This window comes from Halobacillus mangrovi, from assembly GCF_002097535.1.
GTDB lineage: Bacteria > Bacillota > Bacilli > Bacillales > Halobacillaceae > Halobacillus > Halobacillus mangrovi_A.
This window is the reverse complement of record NZ_CP020772.1, coordinates 3,893,274-3,917,630: the sequence shown is the minus strand read 5'-3', so window position 1 is coordinate 3,917,630 and position 24,357 is coordinate 3,893,274. Positions and strand designations below refer to the sequence as shown.

24 protein-coding genes are annotated in these 24,357 nt (G+C 41.8%); 12 read left to right on the top strand and 12 right to left on the bottom strand.

Going from position 1 to position 24,357, the window contains the following annotated elements; all coding sequences use genetic code 11:
* The first annotated feature begins 38 nt into the window (after positions 1-38).
* The 6 genes from HM131_RS19500 (at position 39) to HM131_RS19475 (ending at position 6,266) form a co-directional block, all read left to right on the top strand.
* Positions 39-608, top strand: a complete 570-nt coding sequence (locus HM131_RS19500) for a nucleotidyltransferase domain-containing protein (RefSeq protein WP_085031350.1) — start codon at positions 39-41, stop codon at positions 606-608.
* A gap of 14 nt (positions 609-622) precedes the next feature.
* On the top strand, positions 623-1,924 hold the full coding sequence (locus tag HM131_RS19495; protein WP_085031348.1) for a DUF2254 domain-containing protein: 1,302 nt from the start codon (positions 623-625) through the stop codon (positions 1,922-1,924).
* A gap of 193 nt (positions 1,925-2,117) precedes the next feature.
* Complete coding sequence (locus tag HM131_RS19490) at positions 2,118-3,638, top strand: glycine betaine uptake BCCT transporter (protein ID WP_085031346.1); 1,521 nt, start codon at positions 2,118-2,120, stop codon at positions 3,636-3,638.
* Positions 3,639-3,917: 279 nt separating this feature from the next.
* Positions 3,918-4,733: a DUF368 domain-containing protein gene (locus HM131_RS19485; protein WP_085031344.1), complete on the top strand. Its 816-nt coding sequence runs from the start codon at positions 3,918-3,920 to the stop codon at positions 4,731-4,733.
* A gap of 73 nt (positions 4,734-4,806) precedes the next feature.
* Positions 4,807-5,124, top strand: a complete 318-nt coding sequence (locus HM131_RS19480) for a thioredoxin family protein (RefSeq protein ID WP_085031342.1) — start codon at positions 4,807-4,809, stop codon at positions 5,122-5,124.
* A 59-nt stretch (positions 5,125-5,183) separates the two neighbouring features.
* Entirely contained in the window at positions 5,184-6,266 is a 1,083-nt protein-coding gene (locus HM131_RS19475; protein WP_085031340.1) for an FAD-dependent oxidoreductase, read from the top strand.
* Positions 6,267-6,298: 32 nt separating this feature from the next.
* Here the strand turns inward: HM131_RS19475 and HM131_RS19470 are convergent, their stop codons facing one another.
* The 5 genes from HM131_RS19470 to HM131_RS19450 are packed head-to-tail and all read right to left on the bottom strand — an operon-like array spanning position 6,299 to position 10,784.
* A complete protein-coding gene (locus HM131_RS19470; RefSeq protein WP_085031338.1) occupies positions 6,299-6,943 on the bottom strand; it encodes a TVP38/TMEM64 family protein in 645 nt (214 codons plus the stop codon).
* Positions 6,940-7,905, bottom strand: a complete 966-nt coding sequence (gene ccmA, locus HM131_RS19465) for a heme ABC exporter ATP-binding protein CcmA (protein ID WP_085031336.1) — start codon at positions 7,903-7,905, stop codon at positions 6,940-6,942. Before ccmA ends, HM131_RS19470 begins: the two co-directional genes overlap by 4 nt.
* Positions 7,902-8,711, bottom strand: coding sequence for an ABC transporter permease (locus HM131_RS19460; RefSeq protein ID WP_085031334.1), 810 nt, complete (start codon positions 8,709-8,711; stop codon positions 7,902-7,904). The genes ccmA and HM131_RS19460 overlap by 4 nt, the downstream gene beginning before the upstream one ends.
* Positions 8,708-9,568, bottom strand: a complete 861-nt coding sequence (locus HM131_RS19455; RefSeq protein ID WP_085031332.1) for an ABC transporter permease — start codon at positions 9,566-9,568, stop codon at positions 8,708-8,710. Before HM131_RS19455 ends, HM131_RS19460 begins: the two co-directional genes overlap by 4 nt.
* Positions 9,549-10,784 (bottom strand): ABC transporter substrate-binding protein, encoded by a 1,236-nt coding sequence (locus tag HM131_RS19450; RefSeq protein ID WP_085031330.1) that lies wholly within the window; start codon positions 10,782-10,784, stop codon positions 9,549-9,551. Before HM131_RS19450 ends, HM131_RS19455 begins: the two co-directional genes overlap by 20 nt.
* 162 nt (positions 10,785-10,946) lie before the next feature.
* Between HM131_RS19450 and HM131_RS19445 the strand changes: the two genes are divergently transcribed.
* The gene (locus HM131_RS19445) at positions 10,947-11,537 is read left to right on the top strand and encodes a class I SAM-dependent methyltransferase (protein WP_232324828.1); all 591 of its coding nucleotides are present in this window, start codon (positions 10,947-10,949) and stop codon (positions 11,535-11,537) included.
* Here the strand turns inward: HM131_RS19445 and HM131_RS19440 are convergent.
* Positions 11,534-12,148 carry an MSMEG_1061 family FMN-dependent PPOX-type flavoprotein gene (locus HM131_RS19440; protein ID WP_085031326.1) on the bottom strand — a complete coding sequence of 205 codons (615 nt, stop codon included), beginning with the start codon at positions 12,146-12,148 and terminating at the stop codon, positions 11,534-11,536. The genes HM131_RS19445 and HM131_RS19440 overlap by 4 nt on opposite strands.
* Before the next feature lie 64 nt (positions 12,149-12,212).
* Here HM131_RS19440 and HM131_RS19435 point away from each other — a divergent pair, with 64 nt between their 5' ends.
* The gene (locus HM131_RS19435) at positions 12,213-12,464 is read left to right on the top strand and encodes a DUF2164 domain-containing protein (protein WP_085031324.1); all 252 of its coding nucleotides are present in this window, start codon (positions 12,213-12,215) and stop codon (positions 12,462-12,464) included.
* Between the two features lie 79 nt (positions 12,465-12,543).
* Here the strand turns inward: HM131_RS19435 and HM131_RS19430 are convergent, their stop codons facing one another.
* The 5 genes from HM131_RS19430 to HM131_RS19410 form a co-directional block, all read right to left on the bottom strand.
* Positions 12,544-13,575, bottom strand: a complete 1,032-nt coding sequence (locus HM131_RS19430) for an LLM class flavin-dependent oxidoreductase (protein WP_085031322.1) — start codon at positions 13,573-13,575, stop codon at positions 12,544-12,546.
* Positions 13,576-13,922: 347 nt separating this feature from the next.
* Positions 13,923-15,179 carry an efflux RND transporter periplasmic adaptor subunit gene (locus HM131_RS19425; RefSeq protein ID WP_085031320.1) on the bottom strand — a complete coding sequence of 419 codons (1,257 nt, stop codon included), beginning with the start codon at positions 15,177-15,179 and terminating at the stop codon, positions 13,923-13,925.
* Between the two features lie 19 nt (positions 15,180-15,198).
* Positions 15,199-15,870 carry a hypothetical protein gene (locus HM131_RS19420; protein WP_085031318.1) on the bottom strand — a complete coding sequence of 224 codons (672 nt, stop codon included), beginning with the start codon at positions 15,868-15,870 and terminating at the stop codon, positions 15,199-15,201.
* A 235-nt stretch (positions 15,871-16,105) separates the two neighbouring features.
* Positions 16,106-17,488 (bottom strand): MATE family efflux transporter, encoded by a 1,383-nt coding sequence (locus HM131_RS19415; RefSeq protein WP_085031316.1) that lies wholly within the window; start codon positions 17,486-17,488, stop codon positions 16,106-16,108.
* Between the two features lie 3 nt (positions 17,489-17,491).
* Positions 17,492-17,935 (bottom strand): MarR family winged helix-turn-helix transcriptional regulator, encoded by a 444-nt coding sequence (locus HM131_RS19410; RefSeq protein ID WP_085031314.1) that lies wholly within the window; start codon positions 17,933-17,935, stop codon positions 17,492-17,494.
* 264 nt (positions 17,936-18,199) lie between these two features.
* On the opposite strand from HM131_RS19410, the gene HM131_RS19405 reads away from it, so the two are divergent.
* The 3 genes from HM131_RS19405 to abc-f all read left to right on the top strand — a co-directional run bounded on the left by HM131_RS19405 (position 18,200) and on the right by abc-f (position 22,120).
* Complete coding sequence (locus tag HM131_RS19405; RefSeq protein ID WP_085031312.1) at positions 18,200-19,129, top strand: YegS/Rv2252/BmrU family lipid kinase; 930 nt, start codon at positions 18,200-18,202, stop codon at positions 19,127-19,129.
* Positions 19,130-19,507: 378 nt separating this feature from the next.
* Positions 19,508-19,978, top strand: coding sequence for a MarR family winged helix-turn-helix transcriptional regulator (locus tag HM131_RS19400; RefSeq protein WP_085031310.1), 471 nt, complete (start codon positions 19,508-19,510; stop codon positions 19,976-19,978).
* A 270-nt stretch (positions 19,979-20,248) separates the two neighbouring features.
* Complete coding sequence (gene abc-f, locus HM131_RS19395) at positions 20,249-22,120, top strand: ribosomal protection-like ABC-F family protein (protein WP_085031309.1); 1,872 nt, start codon at positions 20,249-20,251, stop codon at positions 22,118-22,120.
* Positions 22,121-22,462: 342 nt separating this feature from the next.
* Here the strand turns inward: abc-f and HM131_RS19390 are convergent, their stop codons facing one another.
* Positions 22,463-23,560: an SDR family oxidoreductase gene (locus tag HM131_RS19390; protein ID WP_085031308.1), complete on the bottom strand. Its 1,098-nt coding sequence runs from the start codon at positions 23,558-23,560 to the stop codon at positions 22,463-22,465.
* Between the two features lie 147 nt (positions 23,561-23,707).
* Between HM131_RS19390 and HM131_RS19385 the strand changes: the two genes are divergently transcribed.
* Positions 23,708-24,340: an SDR family oxidoreductase gene (locus HM131_RS19385; protein ID WP_085031307.1), complete on the top strand. Its 633-nt coding sequence runs from the start codon at positions 23,708-23,710 to the stop codon at positions 24,338-24,340.
* Positions 24,341-24,357 lie beyond the last annotated feature (17 nt).

Here is a 24,357-nt window from a genome sequence, read left to right as displayed (position 1 = left end):
GTGAAAAAGGGGAAACATGACGATAGAGGTGGTTGGATATGTTTGAGCCGTGTATGAAAGTGAAAAAGTTGATGAGAACTTATCCTGGTAAGTGGATGATCGCAGGGGGATGGGCGATCGATCTTCATATCGGTGAAGAAACAAGAGATCATAATGATTTAGAAGTAGCAATATTCCGTGACGAGCAGCCCTATCTACAAGATCTTTTAAAAGGGTGGGAAGTGCAAGTTGTAAGCAATGGTCAACTAGTAGCCTGGGATTTCGAAAAGAGTCTTGAACCTCCTTTACATGAAATTCATGCTTCTTTCTTTGGAAAAGAAGCTGTCGAATTCTTGTTGAATGAGCGTAGACATGGGAAGTGGAGATTCAGAAGGGATACGAAGATCTCTTTTCCACTTTCGAGCATGAATTTACAATCGGAATATGGTATTCCTTACTTGAACCCGGAAATCGTTCTGCTTTATAAAGCGAAACAGACACAGGAAAAAGATCATCAGGATTTCCACTACGTCTTTCCATTTCTTAACGAACATCAAAAAGAATGGTTGAAGCAGGCATTAATGCACCACCAGCCGGAGCATCAATGGTTGGAGAAATTATTATACTAGCAGGAGGATGAGGGATGAATAAAGAGAAGATTAGAGTCAGTGTCAGAGACAGTTTCTGGTTCCTACCCGCACTTTATGGCGTGCTGTCCATTCTATCAGTCTCAGTGACCAGTGTTCTTGATTTTTGGATTGTTCCACAGGTGAAAGAAAGTTTACCAAAGTTCTTCCTTACAGAAAAAAGTGTGGCTCAAACGCTGTATGGCTCATTGATCACCTCGATTTTGACGATGACCACGATCAGTTTTTCCACAATCATGGTCGTGTTGACGACGTACACCACACAATTCTCTCCAAGAACTTTACAAGATTTTATGAAAAGCAGAGTTACGCAGCATGTGTTAGGCGTCTATTCCTTCGGCTTCATCTTTGCCTTGATCAACCTGTTGCTGTTAGGGAGTGACCAAAGTGGTTTAGTGACCCCTACTCTTACTGTAATTGTTTCTATTATTTGTCTGGCCTTTTTCATTATTTTCATTCATCATTCTTCCAGGTTTGTACAGGTGAATAATTTGATCGGTCAAATACGAAAAAGTACTTCTACTGTTATTGAAAGAACCTTCGAACAGAAAAACTACAACGAAGCGGTGGAATGGGACCAGGAAGAAATCAATCGTTTAAAACAGTCAGATTTAAACGAAGTGAAAGCCGATCAGTCTGGTTACCTTCAAGGTATTCAATTCAAACCGTTTATCGAGTGGGCTAAAAATCAAAACATCATTATGGAAGCCAACTTCAATATAGGAGATTACGTTCAGAAGGGAATGCCGATCTTTTATTATTGGCATTTTGACAAAGAGAAAGAGATCAATCCGGAAGAATGTGTTCAATATATTTTAATCGGCAATGAACGAACAGATATTCAGGATATCGAATTCTCTATTCAGAAATTGGTAGAAATATCAGTGAAGGCGATCTCTCCAGGCATCAATGACCCTCATACAGCCGTAAATTGTATCAATCGTATTGGGTCATTGCTTGCTGAATTAGCGGCTGTGTATCAGCCTCTGAAATATTATTCTGATGACGAAGAGAACTTACGTTTAATTATGGAACCAAGAACTTTACAAGACTATTTATATAAAAGCTTTTATCAAATCAGAATTTACGGGTATCACGATATTTCCGTCATGAACGGTGTCCTGGAGGCGTTATATAAAATATCTGTTGTAAACGACAAAGCTGTAAAAGACGAGGTATGGAGATTCGGTAAATACATGATGAATGCAATAGATACCGATGAATTGGATGATCTGGACCAAAAGTATTATAAGAAACAGGCCCGAAAATTAGCTGCGGCATGTGATCAGCCTATTTAAATAGGCTCTAGATAAAAGTCCCTATGACAGTCGTTATAGGGACTTTTTCCATTCGAGGATTTTCCATATTTTTCGACTTATCGTTTATATTTTCGTCAAGGGGGTATTCGATAATCATATCCTCGTTTGATCATTTCCTCCTATAGACTACCCCACTGCAAGCCTGAAAAAAAGTAAAAGAAAGGAGCTAAACATGAAAAAAGTAACGTCTGTCTTTTGGATCACATTAGCCATCGCCTTATTTTCCGTCATATGGGGTGCGGTAGCGCCGAAGAATTTAGAAAGCATTACAGGTTCAATCCAGTCTTATATTTCCGTTCATTTCGGCTGGTATTACTTATTGATTGTTACTGGATTTGTGATCTTCTGTCTTTATATGATCTTCAGTCCATACGGGAAAATAAAACTAGGTAAACCGGATGACAAGCCTGACTATAATTATGCGACGTGGTTTGCTATGCTATTTAGCGCAGGAATGGGAATTGGACTTGTCTTCTGGGGAGCTGCAGAACCGATTTATTTTTATGCTAACAATGCGCCTACAGCAGAAACAGGGACAGCTGCGGCATTAAATGAATCTATGCGTTTCGTCTATTTCCACTGGGGAGTGCACGCATGGGGAATTTATGCGATTGTTGCTCTGGTTCTTGCTTATTTCAAATTCCGTCGTGGTGCCCCCGCCTTAATAAGTTCAACTCTAGAGCCGCTTTTCGGAGATAGGATGAAAGGACCATGGGGGAAAGTAGTGGACGTGATCGCAGTATTCGCCACAATCGTTGGTGTTGCAACCACCCTCGGATTCGGTGCAGCACAAATCAATGGGGGGTTAACATACTTAACGCCAATTGAGGATTCCTTTGGTATTCAGCTTTTGATCATCGCCATAGTAACGGTTCTATTTATGATTTCGGCTTATACAGGCCTTAGTAAAGGGATCAAATATTTAAGTAATACAAACATGTTTTTAGCACTAGCGTTATTAGTCATTATGCTGATTATTGGTCCTACGCTCTTTATTATGAACATGTTCACGGACACGATCGGAGCCTATTTGCAAAACTTGCCTTCCATGAGTTTTCGTTTAGCACCGAACAGTGAAGAGAATCGTACATGGATCAATAACTGGACGGTCTTCTACTGGGCATGGTGGATTGCCTGGTCACCGTTCGTCGGTATCTTTATCGCTCGTGTTTCAAAAGGGCGTACCATTAGAGAATTTTTATCCGGTGTTCTGCTCGTGCCTTCTGCCGTAGGATTCTTATGGTTTTCTACCTTTGGGTCATCTGCGATTCAAGTGCAGCAAGACGGAGACGCAAACTTGGCTGAGCTGGCAACTGAACAAGCGATGTTTGGAATGTTCGACAACTATCCACTAGCGTTACTCATGTCGATCATTGCCATGATCCTGATTGGGACATTCTTTATTACTTCTGCCGATTCAGCAACGTTTGTATTAGGAATGCAGACGACAAATGGTTCCCTCACCCCGCCTACAATGGTAAAATTCGCTTGGGGTATCATACAGTCATCTATGGCTGCAGTGCTGCTCTATTCAGGAGGGTTACAAGCTCTGCAAAACGCCTTGATATCAGCGGCGTTCCCATTTTCCTTTATCATGATACTGATGGTTGTCTCCTTGTACAAAGCATTGCGAGCAGACAAAGCAGCCATTGAAGAAGGAAAAACGACAGCAACGGAGAAAACTTCAGCCTAAAAAGAAGGTCCGGAGTCATTCCGGACCTTCCTTTATGGATCTGTAGATTTGATTTCAACTAGAGAAGGTCAAGTCCGATGTTGTAACGTCTAGCTATAGTGTCCAGACACTCGATACTTAAGGGACACCCTCCGCCACTTAATGGTTTGCCTATGCTTGTCGTGTCTTCCAGAACCCTTCTGCTTTTGTGTTTTACAAGTTTGTTGTAAAAATGTATCATAAAATCTTACAAATGTTTGATAGAATAGAGAAGATATAAATGAAAAGGAGTACGTCATTATGTGGGAATGGAGAAACATATATCGTGGCATGATCATGGGGGCGAGCGACGTTGTTCCAGGGGTGAGTGGAGGAACGATTGCGGTTGTTCTAGGAATCTATGATCGGTTGATTGCAGCGATCAACGGCATTTTCAGTAGAGAGTGGAAGAAACATTTGAAGTTTCTAGTTCCGCTTGGTCTGGGGATCGGGATATCGATTGTTCTGTTAGCTCGATTAATCGAATGGTTGTTTGAACATTATCCAGGACCGACTAAATTTTTCTTTTTAGGATTGATCATTGGAGTCATTCCTTACTTAGTTTACAAAGGGGATGTGAAGAACCAATTTAAAGGGAAGCACTATCTACTGCTTTTAATTGGTGCAGCCCTAGTAGCCTCGATGGTGTTCTTTCAGACGAGCGAAGGGGAACAGATGCAGAATTTTACGTTCTCTACCTACATTTTGCTTTTCTTTTCAGGATGGATTGCAAGCAGTGCGATGATTCTGCCGGGCATTAGCGGTTCCTTTATTTTGTTAATCATTGGAGTTTACTCTACAGTAGTAGGCGGAATCTCTGATTTCAGATTCGATATCATTGCTGTTGTCGGTTTAGGAATCCTATTCGGAATTATCGTAATGAGTAAAATTGTTAAATTCTTTTTAGATAACTACACATCAGGAACATTTGCCGTCATCATAGGACTGGTCATCGGTTCTGTGTTTGTTATTTTCCCAGGAGTGCCTGAAAGTGGAACAATGATGATCGTAAGTATTGTTACATTCTTAAGCGGACTACTGGCTGCGTGGCTGCTTGGGCGTGTAGAATATAAATAAGTAAATGATAAGACAATAGTTGCAAACGACTATTATCATTGATAATAGAGTTCAGACAAAAGGAGAATGTAAGATGGAATCAATTCATACCGTAGAAGTGTTCGACCAGACCATTTCAAATGACCAGCCTGTCATCATTAAATTCCAGGCGGACTGGTGTCCGGATTGCCGACGTATGGACATGTTTATCGGAGATATTTTAGAGGAATATAACCAGTACAATTGGTACGATGTGAACCGCGATGAGCTTCCGGAAATTGCTGAAAAGTATGAGGTTATGGGAATCCCAAGCCTGCTAATTTTCAAGAACGGTAAGAAAATCGCTCACCTTCATAGTGCCAATGCCAAAACTCCTGAAGAAGTTCAAGAGTTTTTACAGGCCAGTCTTTAATTTTTACGTCCACATGGGGTTCCGTGTGGGCGTTTTGTATACAGAACGGAGGGGATTGGGTGACAAGGAGGTTATTGCTCGTTGGTGCTGGGCACGCTCACTTGGAAGTACTGCGGCAGTTGAAAGAAGAACCTATAAATAATGTTGATATCTGTTTGATCTCACCTTCTGATTATCAGTACTATTCGGGCATGTTTTCAGGATTTACGGAAGGCATTTATACCAGGGAAGAGACAAGAGTGAACATTCGTAAACTCGCAAAAGAAACAGGTGTTCATTTTATAAAAAAGATGGCTGAAAAAATTCTTCCAAGTCATCATAAGCTGATTTGTATGGATGGATCTGTGTATCCATTCGATGTCATCAGCTTTGATATTGGTTCAAAAAGCCTTCCAGAAGAATTTTGTGAAACAGTGGCACGCAGCATTAAACCCAATTATCACTTTATCGATCACATTCAAGAAATACGTCAGACGAGCCAACCCTTAATTGTGGGCGGAGGAGCGGCCGGAACAGAACTGGCTTTATCGATTCAAGCTTATAAAGAAAAGCATCGTTTGCAAGGACAAGTTCGTCTGGTAACTTCTGAGACTATTCTCCCTCAGTCTCCCTCCTGGGTTTCAAGTAAAATGAAGACCCTTCTTCTTAAAAAAGGAATCCAAGTGTGGGAAAATGAGCGGGTCAAAGAGGTTGGAGATCATTATATTAAAACCGACTTCGGTAACAAGATTAGACATACAGGAGTACTGTGGTTAGGAGGAGCTCTTTCAGATCCGATCTTTCAGCGCTCTAAGGTAGAGGTGGATAACAAGGGATTTGCCATGGTGCGATCCACTCTTCAATTTGAAGAATATGATTATATATTTGGAGCTGGTGACTGCGTAACGTTGAGTGAATATCCTGAGCTTCCAAAGAGCGGAGTGTATGCTGTCAAGCAAGGACCAATTCTTTTCGAAAATTTGAAGAATTATATGACGGATCAACCACTCATTGACTATTCTCCTCAGAAGACGGCCTTGTACATTTTATCAACTGGAAGAAAGAAAGGCTTTCTAATTTACGGTCCTCTCGTTAATCATAGTCATAGAGCATGGAAAGTCAAAAACAAAATTGACCTTGAGTTTATGGAAAAATATAAATAAGCGTTTGGTCGTGGATGGACCAAACGCTTATTTTATAAATTCAACCATCGACGTACCTTGTTGCGAAATAAGAAGGTCATCACCAATAATAGAGCAAATACGCTAAGTGCAATAAGGATCAAGGTACGATTTCCACTTGCTAAGCTTGTGCCTACCAGACTGTAGGCAAATGTTCCGGGTAGCATGCCTAAGACGGTTGCCCCGACGAAAGGTCCTATTTTCACCCTTGTCATACCTGCGAGGTAGCTGAGGATATCGAAACCAACAATAGGGATGAGTCGAAGAATGAAAACATAGTGAAATCCTTTATCCTTCATTCTGTAATAGATCTTTTCGGCCCATTTGGATTCCTGAAATTTGACCACGGAATCTCCAAAGAACCTTCCCATCATATACCCTGTTACTCCGGCAGCGGTTGCCCCGATAACAATGTACAGCATCCCTGGCCATATGCCGTATGCAAATGCAGCAGCGAGAGATAGTACAGATGTAGGAAAGGCTACAATTGGGCCGATAGCATAAATCGCCATAAAGATGAGCGGACCATAGATACCGAAAGACAGAATATAGGTTCTGATGTTATCTGCAGAAACATCAAATTCGCGACGAGCGAACCAGGCGATGGCAACAAAAACGGTGAGGAATATTAGAGCTCTTACCACACTATTGAGCTTCATTCATGCCTACCTCCAGTGAATTCTCGGATGCTGGCAACAGGTACATATAAAGTGACATGATGATTGATTTCAGGCGTTTTTTTAGGAAGAATAATATTTTGGTTCAAATCTTTAATCAAAATATGATGAAATACAAGTCCATTCTGATAGGTGGTATGCTGCACAAATCCTTTTAGAGCCATAATCTCCACATCAATTTCGGGAGGACTAAGGGTAACATCCTTCAATGGAACGTGCTTTGTTTTATCAAGAATGATATGCCCGCCGAGGAAGTTAGCGACAAAAGCATTTGCCGGATATTCATGAAGGAGTTCGGGCTGATCGATTTGCTGGAAAATTCCCTCATGAAAGATGCCGACGCGGTCACCCATAATCATCGCCTCTTCTATATCATGAGTGACGAATAGGGAGGTGATGGAATGCTCTTCTAAAAATTTTCTCACCCAAAACCTTAATTCACTTCTCAGATTGGGATCTAAGCTGCTAAAAGGCTCGTCGAATAAAATGACTTCCGGATCTGTGGCCATCGCTCTTGCTAAAGCGACACGCTGTTGCTGCCCCCCTGAAATTTCTCCTGGAAAAAAATCTTGATAGGGATTCATGCCAATAGCTTCAAGCAGCTGTTGGATTTTAGAGTCATCCTTATTGCCTGCCAGTTTTGCCCCATACCGTATGTTTTCTATTACAGTCATATGCGGAAATAACAAAGGCTGCTGAAAGACGAGGCTGATGTTCCGTTTGTTTGCTTTTTTATTTGTTATCTCATGATCATTCATAAGAATGTTTCCTTTTGTGGGGGATTCGAGTCCGGCTAAAACCCTTAATAGGGTAGTTTTTCCGCTGCCGGAGGGACCCACTACACTCAGAACCTCCCCTTTATTTAATTTGAAATCAAGATCTTTAAAAATGGGCTGTTGATTAAAGTTTTTTGTTAACTGATAAATTTCCAGAGCGATAGTCATCTTCTATTCCTCCATGGCATGCGTGAATAGGGTAGGAGGAGAATTAATGCCTCCATCACTAGATATAAGCTGAGCGGAATCATAGCAAACCAGACAGAAAAAGCCGCCATCACTGAAGCATTCGCAGTCTCGAGAAACGGGAAGAAAATCATCGGCAGGGTGATCACCCGTCCTCCACCGATTATGGCTGTGATTGCATACTGGCTTAAGCTGATGACAATGGTTAAAAACGTTACACTCCTTAGCGCGGGTTTCATCAATGGAAGTTCTACAGTGAACAATTGGTAAACAGGAGAAGCTCCTAATACTAAAGGTTGTTCAAATAGATGCTTTCCTAATTGATGAAAAGCATTATGAAAGATTTTAATACTGTAGGGCACGGTAGGGACAAGATGAATAAGAATGACACCTAATAAAGTATCCGCTAATCCTATACGAATCATAAATAGGTGAAGGCCCATGGCAATAGCCAATACAGGAATCATTATAGGAGAAAGAAGGATAGCTTCCACGAATGACTTCCCTCGAAAGGAAAGAAGAGCCAGTGCTTTTCCTGTGCTTATACCTAAAATTAAATTTACAAGCAGCACGCCTGCCCCGATCCCAATTGACGATAAGGAAGCTTCTAACAGCTTGGGGTCAGACAAGAGAACTTCATAGCTCCTCCATTGAAAATTTAACCCTTCTCCCGCTTGAAACCGCCATGTTTGACTAAAGCTTTGCAAAATTAGGAGCAGGACAGGTCCTACAAACAAAACGACAGCGACAAGGTAGAAAATCATTCGATTATTCGTAGTAGAATTCATCTGAATCTTCCCCTCAATGCCTTCCATCGCTTCTTATTCATCCAAGCGTACCCTGCCCATGCCATTAAGAGAATCGATAAGCTAAGAGTGATCATAGCAGCAAATGCTAACGGCCGCTTTTCCCAGCTGCTGCCGTAAAACCATTCATAACTTAAGACAGATACCATCTCAGGGAATGTCGTTCCTAGTAAGGCGGGGACTTCATAAGCTGAGACGGTGAAAGAAAATACAATTAAGAAAGTTTCGATCAAGACCGGCAGGATAAATGGCCATTCAACAGACGTAAATGTTCTCCATAATCCTCCCCCGAGTGTACGGACCAAATCGTAATATTCAGGCTTGATTGATGCATAGACGGGCAGAAGCATGAGAATAACGAAGGGTACCTCTTTCCATACATACGTAAGGATGATTCCTATTCCAAAAGGATCACGTGTCCAGACAGGAAAGGAACGACTATCATTCAGCCATCCACTAGTCTGTAGAATCTGAGAGATTACACCTGATTCCGATAATAAGAGAATCACCATGTACCCCCAAACAAAGTGAGGAAAGAGCATGGGCAGCCAGACAATCAAGCGGGGTGTATATCTCTCTAAATACGTGTAAAAAAATCGTGTCAATATTAGCCCGATCATTAAAGAGAGCAATGTAGCAATGAAAGCATTTTTAAAACTGAAAATCACTGAGGTTAAAAAACGATCGGATTCAAGTAGACTCTGATAATGTTCTAATGTAAAGGAGCCATTTTTTTGAACGCTTTGATAAACTGCTGCAAATAATCCGTAAAAGGGGAGGAGTAAAAACAGAACGGTTGGCAGAAACAGCAGATACGGCTTAGTTTTGGACAACTTCATTGAACCACTGTTCTTTCATCCAGTCGACATACGCAGCTTCCGTCTCTGGAATAAAGCTTTCTTCAAGTTTTTTCTGACTCAATACACTCGGTCCTCTTTCTACAGAGCGGAATGCTTTTTTCATATGATCGGGTAACTTTTCGATGCTGATCGGTGTATTTTCTCCCCAATAGTCTGGTTTTAATTTAGCCAGCTGAGCTTCTGGCGAAAGCATGAAATTGATCGCTGTTAAAGCCCCTTCAAGGTTTGAACTATTGAAGGGGATAGAAAGGAAGTGGGTATTTCCAATAGAACCTGGCTCCATTACGAATGAGCGTGTTGATTCAGGAAAAACCCCTTGCTCAATTAGGGACACTGCACGAGCTTCGTTATATCCCATCGTCATCCATACTTCTCCTTGACTATATAAACGATCGAGCTCTGTCAATGTATTCGGGTAATGCTCTCCAGAGCGCCAAAGGTCAGGCTCTATCTCATTCAGATAACTCCAGGATTTGTCCGCTGTTTCTGCTATTTGTTCCTTGTCCAGCGGCTGCTCATAGATGTCGGACGGAGATTCAGCATTAGCATATAGGATATGTCTAAGAAATGCGTTCCCCGTAAAATCTTCTGCATTTGGATAAGTAAATTTGCCAGGGTTTTCTTTAATCCATGTCTTTAAGTTCTCAAATGAAGCAGGAGGGGAATCAATCTTGGAAGAGTCATAGTGAAAGACGAATTGAACTTTCCCCCAAGGGGCTTCCATTCCTTTTATTTCTGTTCCAAAGTCGGTTTGGAAAGCCGGATCATTGGTTTGGTAGTATTTATTAAAATTTGGAAGCGATTCAGTGAATGAGCCTGCCAGCAACCCAGTTTCTTTGGCGTTTTTGAAATTCTCTCCGTTAATCCAAATCATATCAATCGTCCCGTCTTTTTTCCCTGCTTGTTTTTCTGTCTGGAGTTTTTGAAGGATTTCTTCTGTCTCCATAGGAACCCGTTCAAGGGTAAGGTTGAAGTTTTTTTCAAGACGTGAGGCTACCCATTCATCCATGTATTGATTAATGCCTTCATCACCGCCCCACATGAACATTCGTACTTTCGTATTTTCTGCTTCTGACTCTATCTCATTCCATGATATAGTTGTGAGCTTTGAAAGGCTTTTTTCGGATCCATCTTCTCCGCAGGCAGTTAGAACAAGAAGGAAAGATCCGATCAATAAGCCTAAGATTTTATTCATTGGGTGTCCCCCTTGCATATGTCTATTTTACTATCTTCCCTAATCGACCTACTGTAATCTATCATACAAACATTGCTGCCGATTGGGAAATAATTAATAGTGGAAGAGCGCATAAGCATGGAAGGAACAGGGAATGGAAGGATAGAGCTTAGAGGAGGGATAATGTTGTTGTACGAACAATTTTCAAAACCTAAAGGCTTTCTTGGAAAGTGTGCCGGATGGTTTATGGTGCAGGAGAACAATGAACTGAACGATTGGACGTTATCCTTTCTCACAATAGAAGAGAATGATCGTATACTTGAGATCGGATTTGGTCCAGCGGAAGCGTTAAAAAAAGCGGCTAAATATAATGGAGTGGAGCTGTTTGGAATCGATCCTTCTGAAGCTATGCTTGAAACAGCTTTAAGAAGATTGAATAAAGCGTCCAGACCGAAGCAGATTTGCCTTAGAAATGGGGAAGCAAGTGATTTAAGGAAATTTCATCAGCCCCTGGACAAAATTTATGCGATTAATAATGTCACCTTCTGGGAGGATCCTGTAAAAACTCTTACTCATTTACGTTCTTTGTTAAGGGAAAGAGGAAAGATCGCTTTAACGATCCAACCTCACGAGGAAGGAGCAGGTGACGATACAACAGATGTGCTCGGAGGTCAGCTGAAAACACTCCTTCACAAGGCCGGCTTTCAAAATATCGAAATATTTATTAAGCCTTCAAATCCGAATAATGCGGTTTGTGCCGTAGCGATGAATTAATAAAGCCTTTTCGTATAACTTTCATTGAAAGCATCCTGCACTTTGGCTTCATTAAAGTCATCTAGTTTTGCATGATCAGCCATCATTTTCGCTGGCTTTGCAAGACCACTTGAATCTGGCCATTGATCTGGGTCCCAGAGGTGGGATCGTTTTAAAGCTTTGGCACAGTGAATATAGCATTCTTCTACAGATACTAAGATGCCGATTTTCGGAATATGCCCTTTTTCTTCAAGGTGTTGAAGGATCGTGGAATCTTTAATGATTTCTGCTTTTCCATTTATTCGAAGGGTTTCCTCTAAGCCTGGTATCATGAATAGAAGACCTATGTTTTTGTTTTCAAGCAAGTTTCGTATCGAATCCATTCGCTCAGGCAGTACAAAATGTTTGGTATCTAAAATATAGACAAAACCCGGTTCATCTCCCCGTGGGGAGCTATCGCATTCCCCATCCTTATTTGACGTACTAAGCACGGTGAAAGGAGAGTGTTGAAGGAAGGGTATGCAATGTTCATCAAGGTGTCGAATCACTTTATGCTGAGCCAAAGGGCCAGCCGTTCCTTGCAGCTGTTCCAGTTCTTCAACGGTCGATACGGTTTCATAAGTTTTTTTCATAGTGGCAGCCACTCCTTAGGAAAATTTGCTTTATGCTAGGATAAGGATAAGAGGGGGGGATAACTTGAATAGATTAAAGAAAGAGGAAAGAGAATATGTCATTGCGCGGGTGCAGGAATATTTCGAACTAGAAAGGGGCGAGGAAATCGGTGAACTGGCTGCAGACCAGCTTGTCCAATACATGGTGAATGAACTTGGCCCCTTTTTATACAATAAGGCCATTCATGACTCAAGGCGGATGGTAGAGCAAAAAGTAATGAACCTAGATGAAGACTTGCTGTCTTTAGAAAGACCTGCGGGCCGTCCTAAAAGATAACTTCTTTTTGAATAAGTAATCCTCCGTCGAAAAAGTTTCGTGACGGAGGATTTTCTTCTGGGAGATAGGGATAAGGTTTTCAGTAGTTGCCAGAGTTTTTGAGATTGGTAGTCTCTGTCTGACGTAATTCGAAGGCCTCAGCTAAGAGTTCATAGGATCTTAGGCGATCTTCAAAAGGCGTTACAATTGTATTGACAATAATCTCATCAACGTGATAAATCTGAGCCAATTCTTGTATTTCTTCCTTTACTTTCTCTACAGAACCTACAATCATACGGTTGCGGTTTTCTTGGATACGCTGTTCCTCAAAATGAGAGTAAGGGTACTGAAGCGCTTCTTCAGGTGTAGGAAAATAATTATTTTTCCCGCCTTGTTCAATTTTCAAAAGAGCAAGGTCCAGACTAGAAGCTAGATACTCCGCATGCCCATCTGAATCCGCGCAAACGACGAAAATGGACACGTTCGCGTTTGGCTCACTTTGCTGCATAGAAGGAGTAAAATAGTTGAAATAACGCTCAACCGCTCTTGTGCCTCCACGTCCATTAATAAAATGGGCAAAAGAGTAGGAAACCCCTAAGTCAGCTGCAAGTCGTGCACTTGTCCCGCTTGAACCGAGCATCCAGATTGGCGGGGATGTTTCTCCTCTAGGTGTCGCATAGATATCCATTCCATGTGGATCTTGACCATGTAAATAGGCCATCAATTCCTCGATTTGACCCGGGTAGCCCTCGACATTTGGTACGCTACCCCCGTTGAGGGCAAGGTTTACATTTGGCATGCCTCCAGGTGCTCGCCCTACGCCTAAATCAATCCGGCTCGGGTGCAGAGTTTCAAGTACCCTAAACGACTCGGCTACCTTATAAGAACTATAGTGAGGAAGGAGGACTCCTCCGGTTCCAATGCGGATATTTTCGGTGTGGGCGGCCAAATGAGCAGCCAGTATTTCAGGAGATGAGCCAGCTAACGACTCTGTACTATGGTGTTCGGAGACCCAGAATCTGTGATAGCCTAATCGATCTGTCAGCTTCGCAAGTTCCTTCGTTTGCTGAAAGGCTTCGTGAGGATTCATCCCGGATAAGATGGGGGACTGGTCCAGTACACTTAATTTCATGATTCATTACCCCCTTTGCTTTTCAAATTTATCATTTATTCTATCGTCCCATGAGAACTTAGGATATGCAAATTTATGAATCTAACTAGTTGCTTTTGTTCAACGAATCTGTGGTTAGCCATAAATAATAACATTTTTCTGGAAGGTTTGATGTCTATATATCTGGGAATTTAGGGGCGTTGGGGAAGAATTCGCTTTCCTGCGGGGGACCTGACGAGCTTCCGCGGGCTGCGCCCTGTGGGATCTCGCCTATTTCCTTCTCCCGCGGGAGTCTCACCCTTCCCCAACGCCCCTAGCTATTTAATCAAAAAAAGTGTTCCTCTTATAGGAAGGAGGAACACTTTTTTCTATCTAGCAAGAAGGCCTAGAAGACCATAGGTTGTGAGTGTGTCTTCGTCGACATCGATTATGTCCTGAAAGTCCAGATCACGCAGTTTAATCGGAGTAATGAATGGAGCCTGTCGGCGAAATTCATCTTTTGGCTGATAGGCCAGCCATTCTCCTTCCTGGAGCCCTTCCGTTACCTCGATTAGGCCTTCCTCGTTAATTCCTGTAGTAACAGCCCGTCTTTCTAATCGTCCTTCACTATTCATCACCCAGGCATACAAATTCTTTTCAGTTAGTAATAGATCTTCCATGACGGTGACTGCTCCGAGCGCTTCAGCCGTAACAATATCTACATCAGCATGATATCCTGGCAAAAGCTGTTCCTCCGATTCATCTATGCTTACTTCAAACGGATAGTAGCTGGAGCGGTGGACTTCGACTTCTTCTGGAAAGCTATGGATCGAAGATAGTGTACCTTCTAATTCAAGGTTCAAATCTTCCACTTCAATACGCGCGGCCATATCTTCTTCTACCAATTTCCTTTCATCTTCATTGAACTTTCCTTCAATTTGAAGATTCGTAGATTTCAAGGTGAGAAGAGGGGCATTCAATTCTTCGGAAATATCAGTAATTGTACCTGAGAAAGAACTTGTAACGGTAATGGTCTGTCCTTCCTCCTGCAGCTGATCAAGTTGATCCTCTGCCATTTCAAGCATAGCTTCTTTCTTTGTCAATTCTGCTTCTTGCTCCGCTAATTTACTCTGTTTTTGAAATTCCGTCTCTACATACTGTGCAGGCTCACTGGAATCACTTGTATCGTCTGAATTATTGAAGAAAGAGCTGGTGTTGTCGCTTTCGGGTTCAGGGACCTCATAATTCTCGATCTCATTTATGTAATCCTCAATCGCGTTAATTTCTTCTTTAAGAAGGGCAATTTCTCCTTCAAGGTTGCTCTCCTGCTGTGCATAATTTTGAACTTCATAGGTGTAAAGATCATCTCCTTCGCTAACGGATTGGTTTTCCTCAACGAGAAACTCCTGAAAGGCTCCAACCTCCTGGCTGAAATAAACCTCTTCGGATTCCTGGGAGGCAAAGACCCCCTCCGTATCAAGGGTTTCAAACAGATCATAGGTAATCGCCTGTGACCATTCGTTAACATAGGATTTACGGTCAACTTTTTCATGATCTTCATCGAAGTAAATCAGGAATGCATTTGCTGTAACAAGAGCAATAATAGCTAAGCCGATGATTCTGCCTTTATAGTTCTTCTTTTTCATTAATGATACACACCTTTTCTTACTTGATGATTTGAAGAAGAAACAGGTCGTAGTAGGATAGCGCTGCTGTTCCTGCCCATAGTAGAATGTGCCAAAAAATAACGCCCGTCCATATCCAGCCTTTTTTTGTTGAAGAGAGCCATGAAATACACTTCACCTGGTACCAAATGATAAAAAGCTGGAAAAGGGAAATGGCACCGAAAAAGTAAATGACCCAATCAAGCTCTGTTATGTATGAAGTGATCACACCTAGAGAAAAAGGGGATACATACCAGTCAATCCCTGCAAACAACATTAAAGGAACCCAGGTCACTCGCTCGATGAGCATGATCAATAATACGTTCATTTGTATGATGAATAACCGTTTATAGGAAACATCATTAAATAACCAGTAAAAGAACGATGATATAAACAGGATGAACAAGTAGACGAGGAGAGCATAGGCTGCTCGTCCAATCACAAACCATATTTTCCTGAACTCGTATTCGACCCTGTTCCAACCTGTCATATTGGCAGAAATCGCTTCTGAACCCAACCCAAGCCATGCTGTCCATGTGTATGTAAGAATCGTCAACACGAGTAAGAAGAATAATAGATTCCATACATTCTTTATTCTTTCAGCCTCATTCAACTTGAATAGATGATCATCACGGCGCAAAAAAAGTTTGATCAAATTCACGGAATATGTCATGAAGTCCATCCTTTATCTATGTAGTCCAGTTGCTTATGTAGCAGCGTTCTTTTCCTTCCTGCAAAAAATAGTCAGGATTACACGAAAGAAGAACGAAACTTGTGTCTATTCTCTATTCATTTTAACTGAATTTGTCGTACCATGCTATAAGATCATTGAAATTATTGGAAAAGCTCTGAGGATAGATTGCTAAAACAAAAGCACGACGTGTGCTCACGCCGTGCTTTGATGATTATTAGGGGGATGGTGCTGTTTCGTAACGATTTGGTAAATCTTTTTTGGATTTAAAAAATAATGTTCTGTCTTTGTATAAGAAAACGATAGAGAGAATGAACGATAAAAGGTCTGAAATGGGAAATGCCAGCCATACGCCAGTCACCCCAAAGAAGTGGGGAAGGATCAGGACTAGTGGTATCAGGAATAACACTTGGCGAGCCATGGACAGGATCAGGGCAGGTTTTGCCATTCCAAGCGCTTGATATAGTCCTCCGCTTACAACCTGGGCACCAATGAGAATGGCAAGAGCAAACATAATCCTCATCGCATGAGCCCCTGTTTCTATCGTAGCTTTATCACCTGTGAAGATTTGCATGAGTCCTTCAGGGAACGCCATCATCAATACGAAAATCCCTGCCGAAATGATAGTAACCACTTTCATCCCAAGAAGGATGGTTTCTTTTAAACGGTCATACTGTTTAGCTCCATAGTTATACCCAATGATTGGCTGCATCCCTTGCAAAACACCAATCATAGGCATGATTGTGAACATCGAAAGTTTTTGCACGATCCCAAATACACCGACCTCAAATTCACCGCCAAATTTAATGAGCATTAGGTTGATGGCAATCATCATTCCGCTTCCTGATACCTGGCGGATGAATGCAGGCATTCCGATCGAAATGACTTCTTTCAACACATGAAATTTTGGCTTCAAATAAGCCGTGTATAGCTGAAGAGATGATCTCCCTTGAAGGAAATAAAAGAGTACGACAACGCTGACAGAAGCCTGAGAAATAACGGTTGCTACAGATGCTCCTTGTACTCCCATATCTAGTCCGAAAATGAAGATTGGGTCCAGAATGATGTTCAACACAGCAGGAATGATCATTGTAATCATCGCGAATCTTGAGTTGCCCTCTGATCGGATGATGCTGTTTGTTGTGAATGCAAATGAGAAGAAAATGGATCCCAGCATGATTGGGAACAAATAATCCTTCGCATAAGGTAAAATATTCTCGGTGGCTCCAAATAGCGTGAGCATTGGTTCAAGAAACGTGAAAGCACTGACAAAGCCAATGACACTAATAATGATGATTGTAAACAAGATATTTCCGAATACCTCGTTCGCTTCCTCCGCTTTGTTTTCACCTAGAAGACGTGATATGACTGAGGCGCCCCCAATACCGACAGCTGCTGAGATTGCCATCAAGATCATCATGACGGGGAAGCCAATACTTACACCGGAAACGCCAAGTATTCCGACACCTCTGGCAATAAACAAGGTATCGATTACATTATATAAAGCCATGACGAACATTCCGATCATGGCTGGAATAGATAAATTTGCAAGTAATTTAGGAATGGGTTGAGTTCCTAAGCGTTGACTCTGTTGTTTCATGGATTAATCCCTTCCGGATGGTTTCAAATTGGCCTGCATTTTTTTCAACCAAGAAACCATAATTATTTGTTCTTCCTCACTAAGTCCTTGAGAAGCTTTTGATTCGATTTCCTCAATAATTCGTAAAATGTTTCCATGAAGTTCAAGACCCTTCTCTGTAAGAGTAATCCATTTTGAGCGTTTGTCTTTTGAACAGGAAACTTTTTGGATGCGCTCGTGTTTGAGAAGAGAGTCGACAATTCCATTCATCGAAGATGCTTTAATATGGAGTTTCTTCTGTAAGTCAGATTGTGTCTGATCTCCATATTTAGCAAGGAGATAGATCACTTTTGCCTGTGAATGAGTCAGGTCATATTGACTGAGTTCTTCATTATATAAGTTCTGTATAAAATGTGAGACCATATGGATGTTGTATCCCAAGGAATCATTATATTGTTGATCACTCATAATTACTTAGCCCCCTAAACAAATATAAGTATAATCCAGCTTGATTATTCTGTAAATAAATATGTTTTTATGGTCATAATTTATTAGGGAACTAATTAAATGGTAAGCCAGAAACCATCATTGTAGTGTGGGTGAAAAAGACATAGTAAAATAAGGGAATAAAAGAGGCTAGACTAGTAGGAAAGGAATACATACTATTTTCTTGGAAATGGTTTCAATTGGTTAGGATTAGTAAATCATAACTGTAGGGAAAGGATGATAGGAATGGCTCGGTACGAAAAGGGACTTTTTATATATAACGGGAATTCGGATAGCAATGAACTGAAGCAGGGACTCTCACAAACTTTACATGTACTTACACCATATTTCAAAGAGTTGAAAGTCATCCAAACCCAATCCGTTGAGGAATTGGACGCTGTGTGCAAAGGGCAAGCAGCCGAAGTCGATGTGCTTTTCATTTTAGGTGGAGACGGGACCTTGCATGAATGTATTAATAGCTTAGCGGAACTTGAGAAAAGGCCAATCCTGGGTGTTCTTCCTGGCGGTACTTGCAACGATTTCAGCCGTGTACTAGGTATACCTCAAAATCTTAAACAGGCAGCTGAAGCCATCATGGAAGGGGAGGAAGTTTCCGTAGATGCAGGGAAGACAGAAACAGAATACTTCATCAACTTTTGGGGAATCGGACTGGTTACACAGACTTCGTTTAATATTGACGAAGAGCAAAAAAGTCGTTTAGGAGTATTGAGTTATTTTATCAGCGCGTTGAAAACGATGGGCCAGGCGAGACCTTTTGAATTTACGATTGATATTGATGGGGAGCGTCTGGAGGGGGAGGCCGTCATGATCCTTGTCATGAATGGGCGGTTTATTGGAACGAGGCAGGTACCTGTCCCTACAATTGATCTGCATGATGGAAATATGGACGTGCTCATCATTAAGAATTCAAACCTTACCTTATTTAAAGAATTAATGACAATGAAACGTCCATGGGCGGATGAAGACAGATTTCAAGAACTACATCACAGGCAAGGGAAGGAAATCTGGATTGAAGTGGATTCTTCCCAGGAAATCGATATGGATGGCGAAATTAAAGGAGAAACACCGGCTTCTATTAAAGTATTGAATGATCACTTCACTTTTTTAAGCGGAGGCTCTACAGGTTTTCAGCTTTTCTCCAATGGTGAATCTTAATCTGTATTCATTTTCGGAAATATCCTCACCACCCACTTCATCAATATGACTTTGACATGGTTTCGAGATCAGAGGGATGCCATATCCAGAACCGCATAAGTCCAGCACCCTCCTTTCATGTAGGCGATAGAAAACCGGTACCTGGAATATATTCGATCTAAAGAAAGTTCATAGAATCCATATGTTCAGGAATGACACGTTTACCTGTATCTTTCAGCACTTTTTGTCACCGCCTTCTATTCGTTATCATTATTATGGTGTACATCTCAAACTTCTTCCAAAGGAGTTGTCAAGATGATAGGGCAGGATGGTTTGACAGCTTAAATTTTTTCAACTTATACTAGCTTTATTGTAAAAAAGGATGAGAGGGCGAAAGAGATGAGCGAACAAGACATGTACCGTAAGAAAAAAGAAGACCCTTCGTTGAAGCTGTTTGTGGTTTTATCAAAGGCGCAGAGGGCAATATCTGATCTTGTTAAGGATGATATCCAGCGATACGGATTGAATCCTACCGAATTCGGAGTGCTTGAATTACTTTATCACCAGGGTGATCAACCTCTTCAAAAGATTGGAGAGAAAATTTTGCTCGCAAGTGGAAGCATTACGTATGTAGTGGATAAACTTGAGAAAAAAGAGTATCTGGAAAGAATCCCTTGTCCAGAAGATCGAAGAATTACTTATGCTGCCATCACCGAAAAAGGCCGCGACCTGTTGCATGGCATTTTCCCTGATCATTGGAAGCAGATCGAAGCGATTACTTCAGGCTTAACAGATGAGGAGAAAGTTGAAGCGATCGAGTTATTGAAGAAACTCGGGACGTACGCCGATCAACAAAAAGAGGGTAGCTAATTGTCTGAAAATAAGATATACTAAGGTTAATTCTAAAGACAAAAGGAGGGTATGAAGATGTTACAGAAGCACGTTGTTGGATTCCAAATGAATTACATCCGCCGTGCGCAAACTCATGATTCAGCTGTCAACGGGACACGTATGTCCAATTTTACAGCTGAATAATGAAACAAATGTAACGTCTCATACCTGAAAAATAAGCAAATGACGCTGAAGAAAGTCAGAGGTAACGGGACCTCTGACTTTTTTTGTCTTTAGGAGGAAAAAATAATGATGATCACAATGAAAGATGTATATAAAATCGTAGCAGGCCGTGTCCTTTTTGAATCCTTGCAATTTGAATTGCGGGAAGGACAGAGGGTCGGACTAGTCGGCAGGAACGGGAGCGGAAAATCCACCCTTTTCCGGCTTATTACAAAAGAAGAACAACTGGATGGGGGAGACCTGTTCATTCAAAAAGGTTTGAGTATAGGATATCTAAGGCAAATCCCTGAGCAATGGGAAGGAACAGGGAGAGCTTATTTGGAAAAGGCTTTTGAAGAACTTTTTAAGATGACGAAGCGTATGAAAGAACTTGAAGAGGAAATGACAGACCCAGATAAAATGGAGAAAGCTTTAACAACTTACGGTGACTTGCAGGATCAATTCACCCAGGCAGGCGGATATGAAATGGAGTCATCTATTGATATGGTGGCGAACGGACTAAATATCGGCCACCTCCTGCACCAACCATTTTCCCATTTGAGTGGAGGAGAAAAAACGAAGCTGGGTCTGGCTAAACTTTTGCTGGAAAACCCGGATGTACTATTGTTAGATGAGCCGACCAACCATTTGGATCTGCAGGCGATCGAATGGCTGGAAGAATACTTGAAGCAGTACAACGGAGCGATTTGTATCATTTCTCACGATCGTTACTTTCTCGATCGTATCGTAACTACAATCATGGACCTGGAATCAGGGGAAATTGATGTCTATAAAGGAAATTATTCATCGTTTGAAAAGCAAAAAGAAGAAAAGCTGCTTGCAGAGTTCCATCAATATCAAGAGCAGCAAAAAAAGGTCAAAAAAATGAAAGAAGCCATCCGGAGACTGCGGCAATGGGCGAATGAGGCCAATCCTCCGAATCCGAAGCTTTTTAAGAAAGCAAAAAGTATGGAGAAGGCACTTGAGCGGATGGAAAAACTAGATCGGCCGGTGATTGATCCAAAAACGATGAACTTATCCTTGAATGCTGAAGGAAGAACGGGCAAAGATATTGTGGTCGCCGAAGGAATACAAAAAATGTACGACAGCCGTCATATCTTAAAACAGGTCGATCTGCATGTCCGCTATAAAGACCGGTTGGCCATTGTAGGTACCAATGGAAGTGGAAAATCAACGCTTCTCCGTCTTCTGCTCGATGAGGAAAAGCCAGATTCGGGCACGATCAAGCTTGGACCTTCCATCCAAATTGGTTATTTGCCACAAAATCCCCTTCATGAGGTAGACCGCGATCAGAGGATGATCGACTATTTCCGATCTATGATTACGGTCACGGAAGGAACTGCCCGTCATATTTTGGCTGGGTTCATGTTTTACGGCTACGATGTGTTCCAAAAGATCCGAAATTTGAGTGGCGGAGAACAAATGAGGTTGAAACTGGCTGTGTTTATGCATCAGGGCATTAACGTTCTCATATTGGATGAACCAACGAACCATCTCGATATTGAGTCTCAAGAAGTGCTCGAGGAAGCCCTCCATAAGTTTGAAGGCACAGTCATCGGAGTGTCTCACGATCGCTATTTTTTAAATCAGTGTTTTACTGACACCGCCTACTTGGTTGATGGAAAACTCCATCGTTATATAGGAGCGTATGATGAAACGAGAGAGCGCTGGATGGAATTACTTGAAGCTCAAAAAGTGACACAGCAAGCAGCGGAAACCAAAAAACAGGGGAAGAGCGTAAAACAGGAGATTTTGAAGGCAAGTCCCGATCAGACCCCTACCATTGAAGAAGAGATCGAACATTTGGAAGAATCCTTATCTGCAATTGAAAAGCAAATGCTACAGGAAGAAAATGCAGAACGATTAATGGAATGGCAGACGGAAAAAGAAGCGCTGACAGATAAGATTGAGCAGCTGTATGAACGTTGGATGGGATAAGAGAGGAAAAGGCAGCGGAATCATCCGCTGCCTTTTTTATAGGGGACTATTAGACAGTGTTATAAAGGATTAATGTCGAGAGACACGGTTAATGGTTAGGCAATAGACTCCCATTCCATAGACGATCGCTCGAGCCTTCTCGTCTCACGATCAATTTTCCGCAGGAGTGTGGCCTATTGCATAAACCATCAACGCAAAGGACAGTGTAAAGGGTTAAGAAAGGTAGTGATTATTTAAAAGGAGCAGCAGTGCACTATTCCTCACAACCCTTCCGCTGGTTAGAGCCATGGTACTAGAAAAAATTCCATATCATTCACCAATAACATTTTGTTAAACATTCTATTAAAGAATACTCACATGCTTGCGCTTGTTTTGTTTGTTGTGCTCGTAGTAATCAATGATCGCAGGGAGATAATCTGCAAGGTCAGGGCAAGTGATGCCTGAACCTTTCAGATCTTTCTGTGCGTCTGAGGTATCATACTCACATTGGCAGTTAAAGTATGCCAACGCTTCCTGTTGCATTCCAACCCAAGTTCTAAAGGAGCGGAGTTTGAGAGCACGGCTCGCCATGAAGACAGGGAGAGTAAGTCTAGGTTTCTTATTAATAAAGGCTTCTGAAAGCATTTTGTAGATCTCTCTGGCGGTATAAGGAGAAGGATCTGTCAGGTGGTATGTTTTTCCTTCAGCTTTGGATACATGAGCTAAGTAAGTCGCTGCTTTTAGTACATAGTCTTGTGGCACAAGGTTCACTTTAGCTTTTCCTTCTCCAAAGTAAGGGATAAGGGGTGAGCCTTTAAAGCGATCGAGCATATTCAATATAAAGTAAGGACCATCAAATTTGACTGTTTCCCCGGTGGAAGATTCACCGATGGCGATTCCGGGCCTGATAATAGTGAGCGGAAGGTTAGCTTTTTCTTGTTCCACAAGACGTTCCGCTTCGTATTTTGTATATTCATAATGGTTTTTAAAGCCTTGATCGTGGACAAGTTCATGCTCAAAGATTGTTCCTTCCCTTTTCCCTGATACATAAGCCGTGCTGAAGTATATGTATCGTTCTAACTGTGAACAATTTTTCAGCCAGCGATTTACTTCCCGAGTTCCATGCACATTAACGTTCCATGATTCGGGCAAGGGTATCGCAAGGTCATAAAGAGCGGCCAGGTGGAAGAAGTGGGTAACACCTTTTTGAAGGATTGCATTCATATCCTTCTCCAAGCCCAGGTTTTCTAAAGTGATATCTCCCTCGACCAAGGTTAATTTGTCAGTATCTACGTACATCTCTTCAGATAGCTCATCAAGTCTTGCGAGGGCCTGTTCTTTCATAGAACGTAAGTGGATCAAATAGATTCGGTCTACGGCATAACCTTCAAAGAAAATCTCCTTCACCAAGTTCGATGCCAAAAATCCTGGGAAACCAGAAAACACATACGTATTTGCCACAACACATCAACTCCTGACTGATCGTTTACTTTATCAGTTCTTTAAGTGAAGTGTAAAATCCTTCCTGGAGATGCTTGATCTGTTTATGATTGAGCTAGTAGGGGAAAAACAGGAGAAGAAAGCAGAAAGAACAAGGAGGGAAAGGCAGTGAAAGTATTGGTCATTGGCGCAAACGGAAAAGTGGGTAAACATATTGTGAAAAAATTAATGGAGTCCTCCCATACACCTGTTGCCATGGTCCGTGATCCGGATCAAGTCCCGCAATTTGAAGAATTAGGCGCTGAAACTGTTCTTGGTGACCTGGAAAAAGGGTTTGAAGAAGCTTATTATGGCGTCGACGCCGTTATTTTTGCGGCGGGATCCGGTCCAGATACGGGTGCGGATAAGACTATTCTTATTGACCAGGAAGGAGCGATTAAAGCCGTTGATCATGCCAAACATTTTGGCGTCCAGCGTTTCGTCATGCTAAGTTCAATGGCAGCTGACCGACCTGAACAAGGACCAGATGGACTCAGACACTATTTGTACGCAAAGCACCGTGCAGATGAGTATTTGAAAAGTTCAGGTCTTAACTATACAGTCGTAAGACCTGGAATGCTAACTAATGAACCGGGGACGGGCAAGGTCAAGCTTGATGAGCACATTAATGATTTTGGAGAGATACCAAGAGAAGATGTTGCGGAAACGCTCGTCTATCTGTTGTCAGTACCGAGAGCTGAAAATAAGAGCTTTGATCTTATCAGCGGTGAACAGCAATTAGAAGACGTGTTAGCTTACTAAGTGTAAAGAGGCGCTTG

Excerpts from the sequence above, each read along its gene's own strand:
- HM131_RS19430 (WP_085031322.1), bottom strand. The coding sequence starts at position 13,575 with ATGAAATTAAGTGTACTGGACCAGTCCCCCATCTTATCCGGGATGAAT.
- HM131_RS19490 (WP_085031346.1), top strand. The coding sequence starts at position 2,118 with ATGAAAAAAGTAACGTCTGTCTTTTGGATCACATTAGCCATCGCCTTA.
- HM131_RS19400 (WP_085031310.1), top strand. The coding sequence starts at position 19,508 with ATGAGCGAACAAGACATGTACCGTAAGAAAAAAGAAGACCCTTCGTTG.
- HM131_RS19410 (WP_085031314.1), bottom strand. The coding sequence starts at position 17,935 with ATGAGTGATCAACAATATAATGATTCCTTGGGATACAACATCCATATG.
- ccmA (WP_085031336.1), bottom strand. The coding sequence starts at position 7,905 with ATGACTATCGCTCTGGAAATTTATCAGTTAACAAAAAACTTTAATCAA.
- HM131_RS19415 (WP_085031316.1), bottom strand. The coding sequence starts at position 17,488 with ATGAAACAACAGAGTCAACGCTTAGGAACTCAACCCATTCCTAAATTA.
- HM131_RS19425 (WP_085031320.1), bottom strand. The coding sequence starts at position 15,179 with ATGAAAAAGAAGAACTATAAAGGCAGAATCATCGGCTTAGCTATTATT.
- abc-f (WP_085031309.1), top strand. The coding sequence starts at position 20,249 with ATGATGATCACAATGAAAGATGTATATAAAATCGTAGCAGGCCGTGTC.
- HM131_RS19500 (WP_085031350.1), top strand. The coding sequence starts at position 39 with ATGTTTGAGCCGTGTATGAAAGTGAAAAAGTTGATGAGAACTTATCCT.
- HM131_RS19460 (WP_085031334.1), bottom strand. The coding sequence starts at position 8,711 with ATGAATTCTACTACGAATAATCGAATGATTTTCTACCTTGTCGCTGTC.
- HM131_RS19470 (WP_085031338.1), bottom strand. The coding sequence starts at position 6,943 with ATGAAGCTCAATAGTGTGGTAAGAGCTCTAATATTCCTCACCGTTTTT.
- HM131_RS19495 (WP_085031348.1), top strand. The coding sequence starts at position 623 with ATGAATAAAGAGAAGATTAGAGTCAGTGTCAGAGACAGTTTCTGGTTC.
- HM131_RS19440 (WP_085031326.1), bottom strand. The coding sequence starts at position 12,148 with ATGAAAAAAACTTATGAAACCGTATCGACCGTTGAAGAACTGGAACAG.
- HM131_RS19455 (WP_085031332.1), bottom strand. The coding sequence starts at position 9,568 with ATGAAGTTGTCCAAAACTAAGCCGTATCTGCTGTTTCTGCCAACCGTT.
- HM131_RS19480 (WP_085031342.1), top strand. The coding sequence starts at position 4,807 with ATGGAATCAATTCATACCGTAGAAGTGTTCGACCAGACCATTTCAAAT.
- HM131_RS19485 (WP_085031344.1), top strand. The coding sequence starts at position 3,918 with ATGTGGGAATGGAGAAACATATATCGTGGCATGATCATGGGGGCGAGC.
- HM131_RS19445 (WP_232324828.1), top strand. The coding sequence starts at position 10,947 with ATGTTGTTGTACGAACAATTTTCAAAACCTAAAGGCTTTCTTGGAAAG.
- HM131_RS19450 (WP_085031330.1), bottom strand. The coding sequence starts at position 10,784 with ATGAATAAAATCTTAGGCTTATTGATCGGATCTTTCCTTCTTGTTCTA.
- HM131_RS19420 (WP_085031318.1), bottom strand. The coding sequence starts at position 15,870 with ATGACATATTCCGTGAATTTGATCAAACTTTTTTTGCGCCGTGATGAT.
- HM131_RS19405 (WP_085031312.1), top strand. The coding sequence starts at position 18,200 with ATGGCTCGGTACGAAAAGGGACTTTTTATATATAACGGGAATTCGGAT.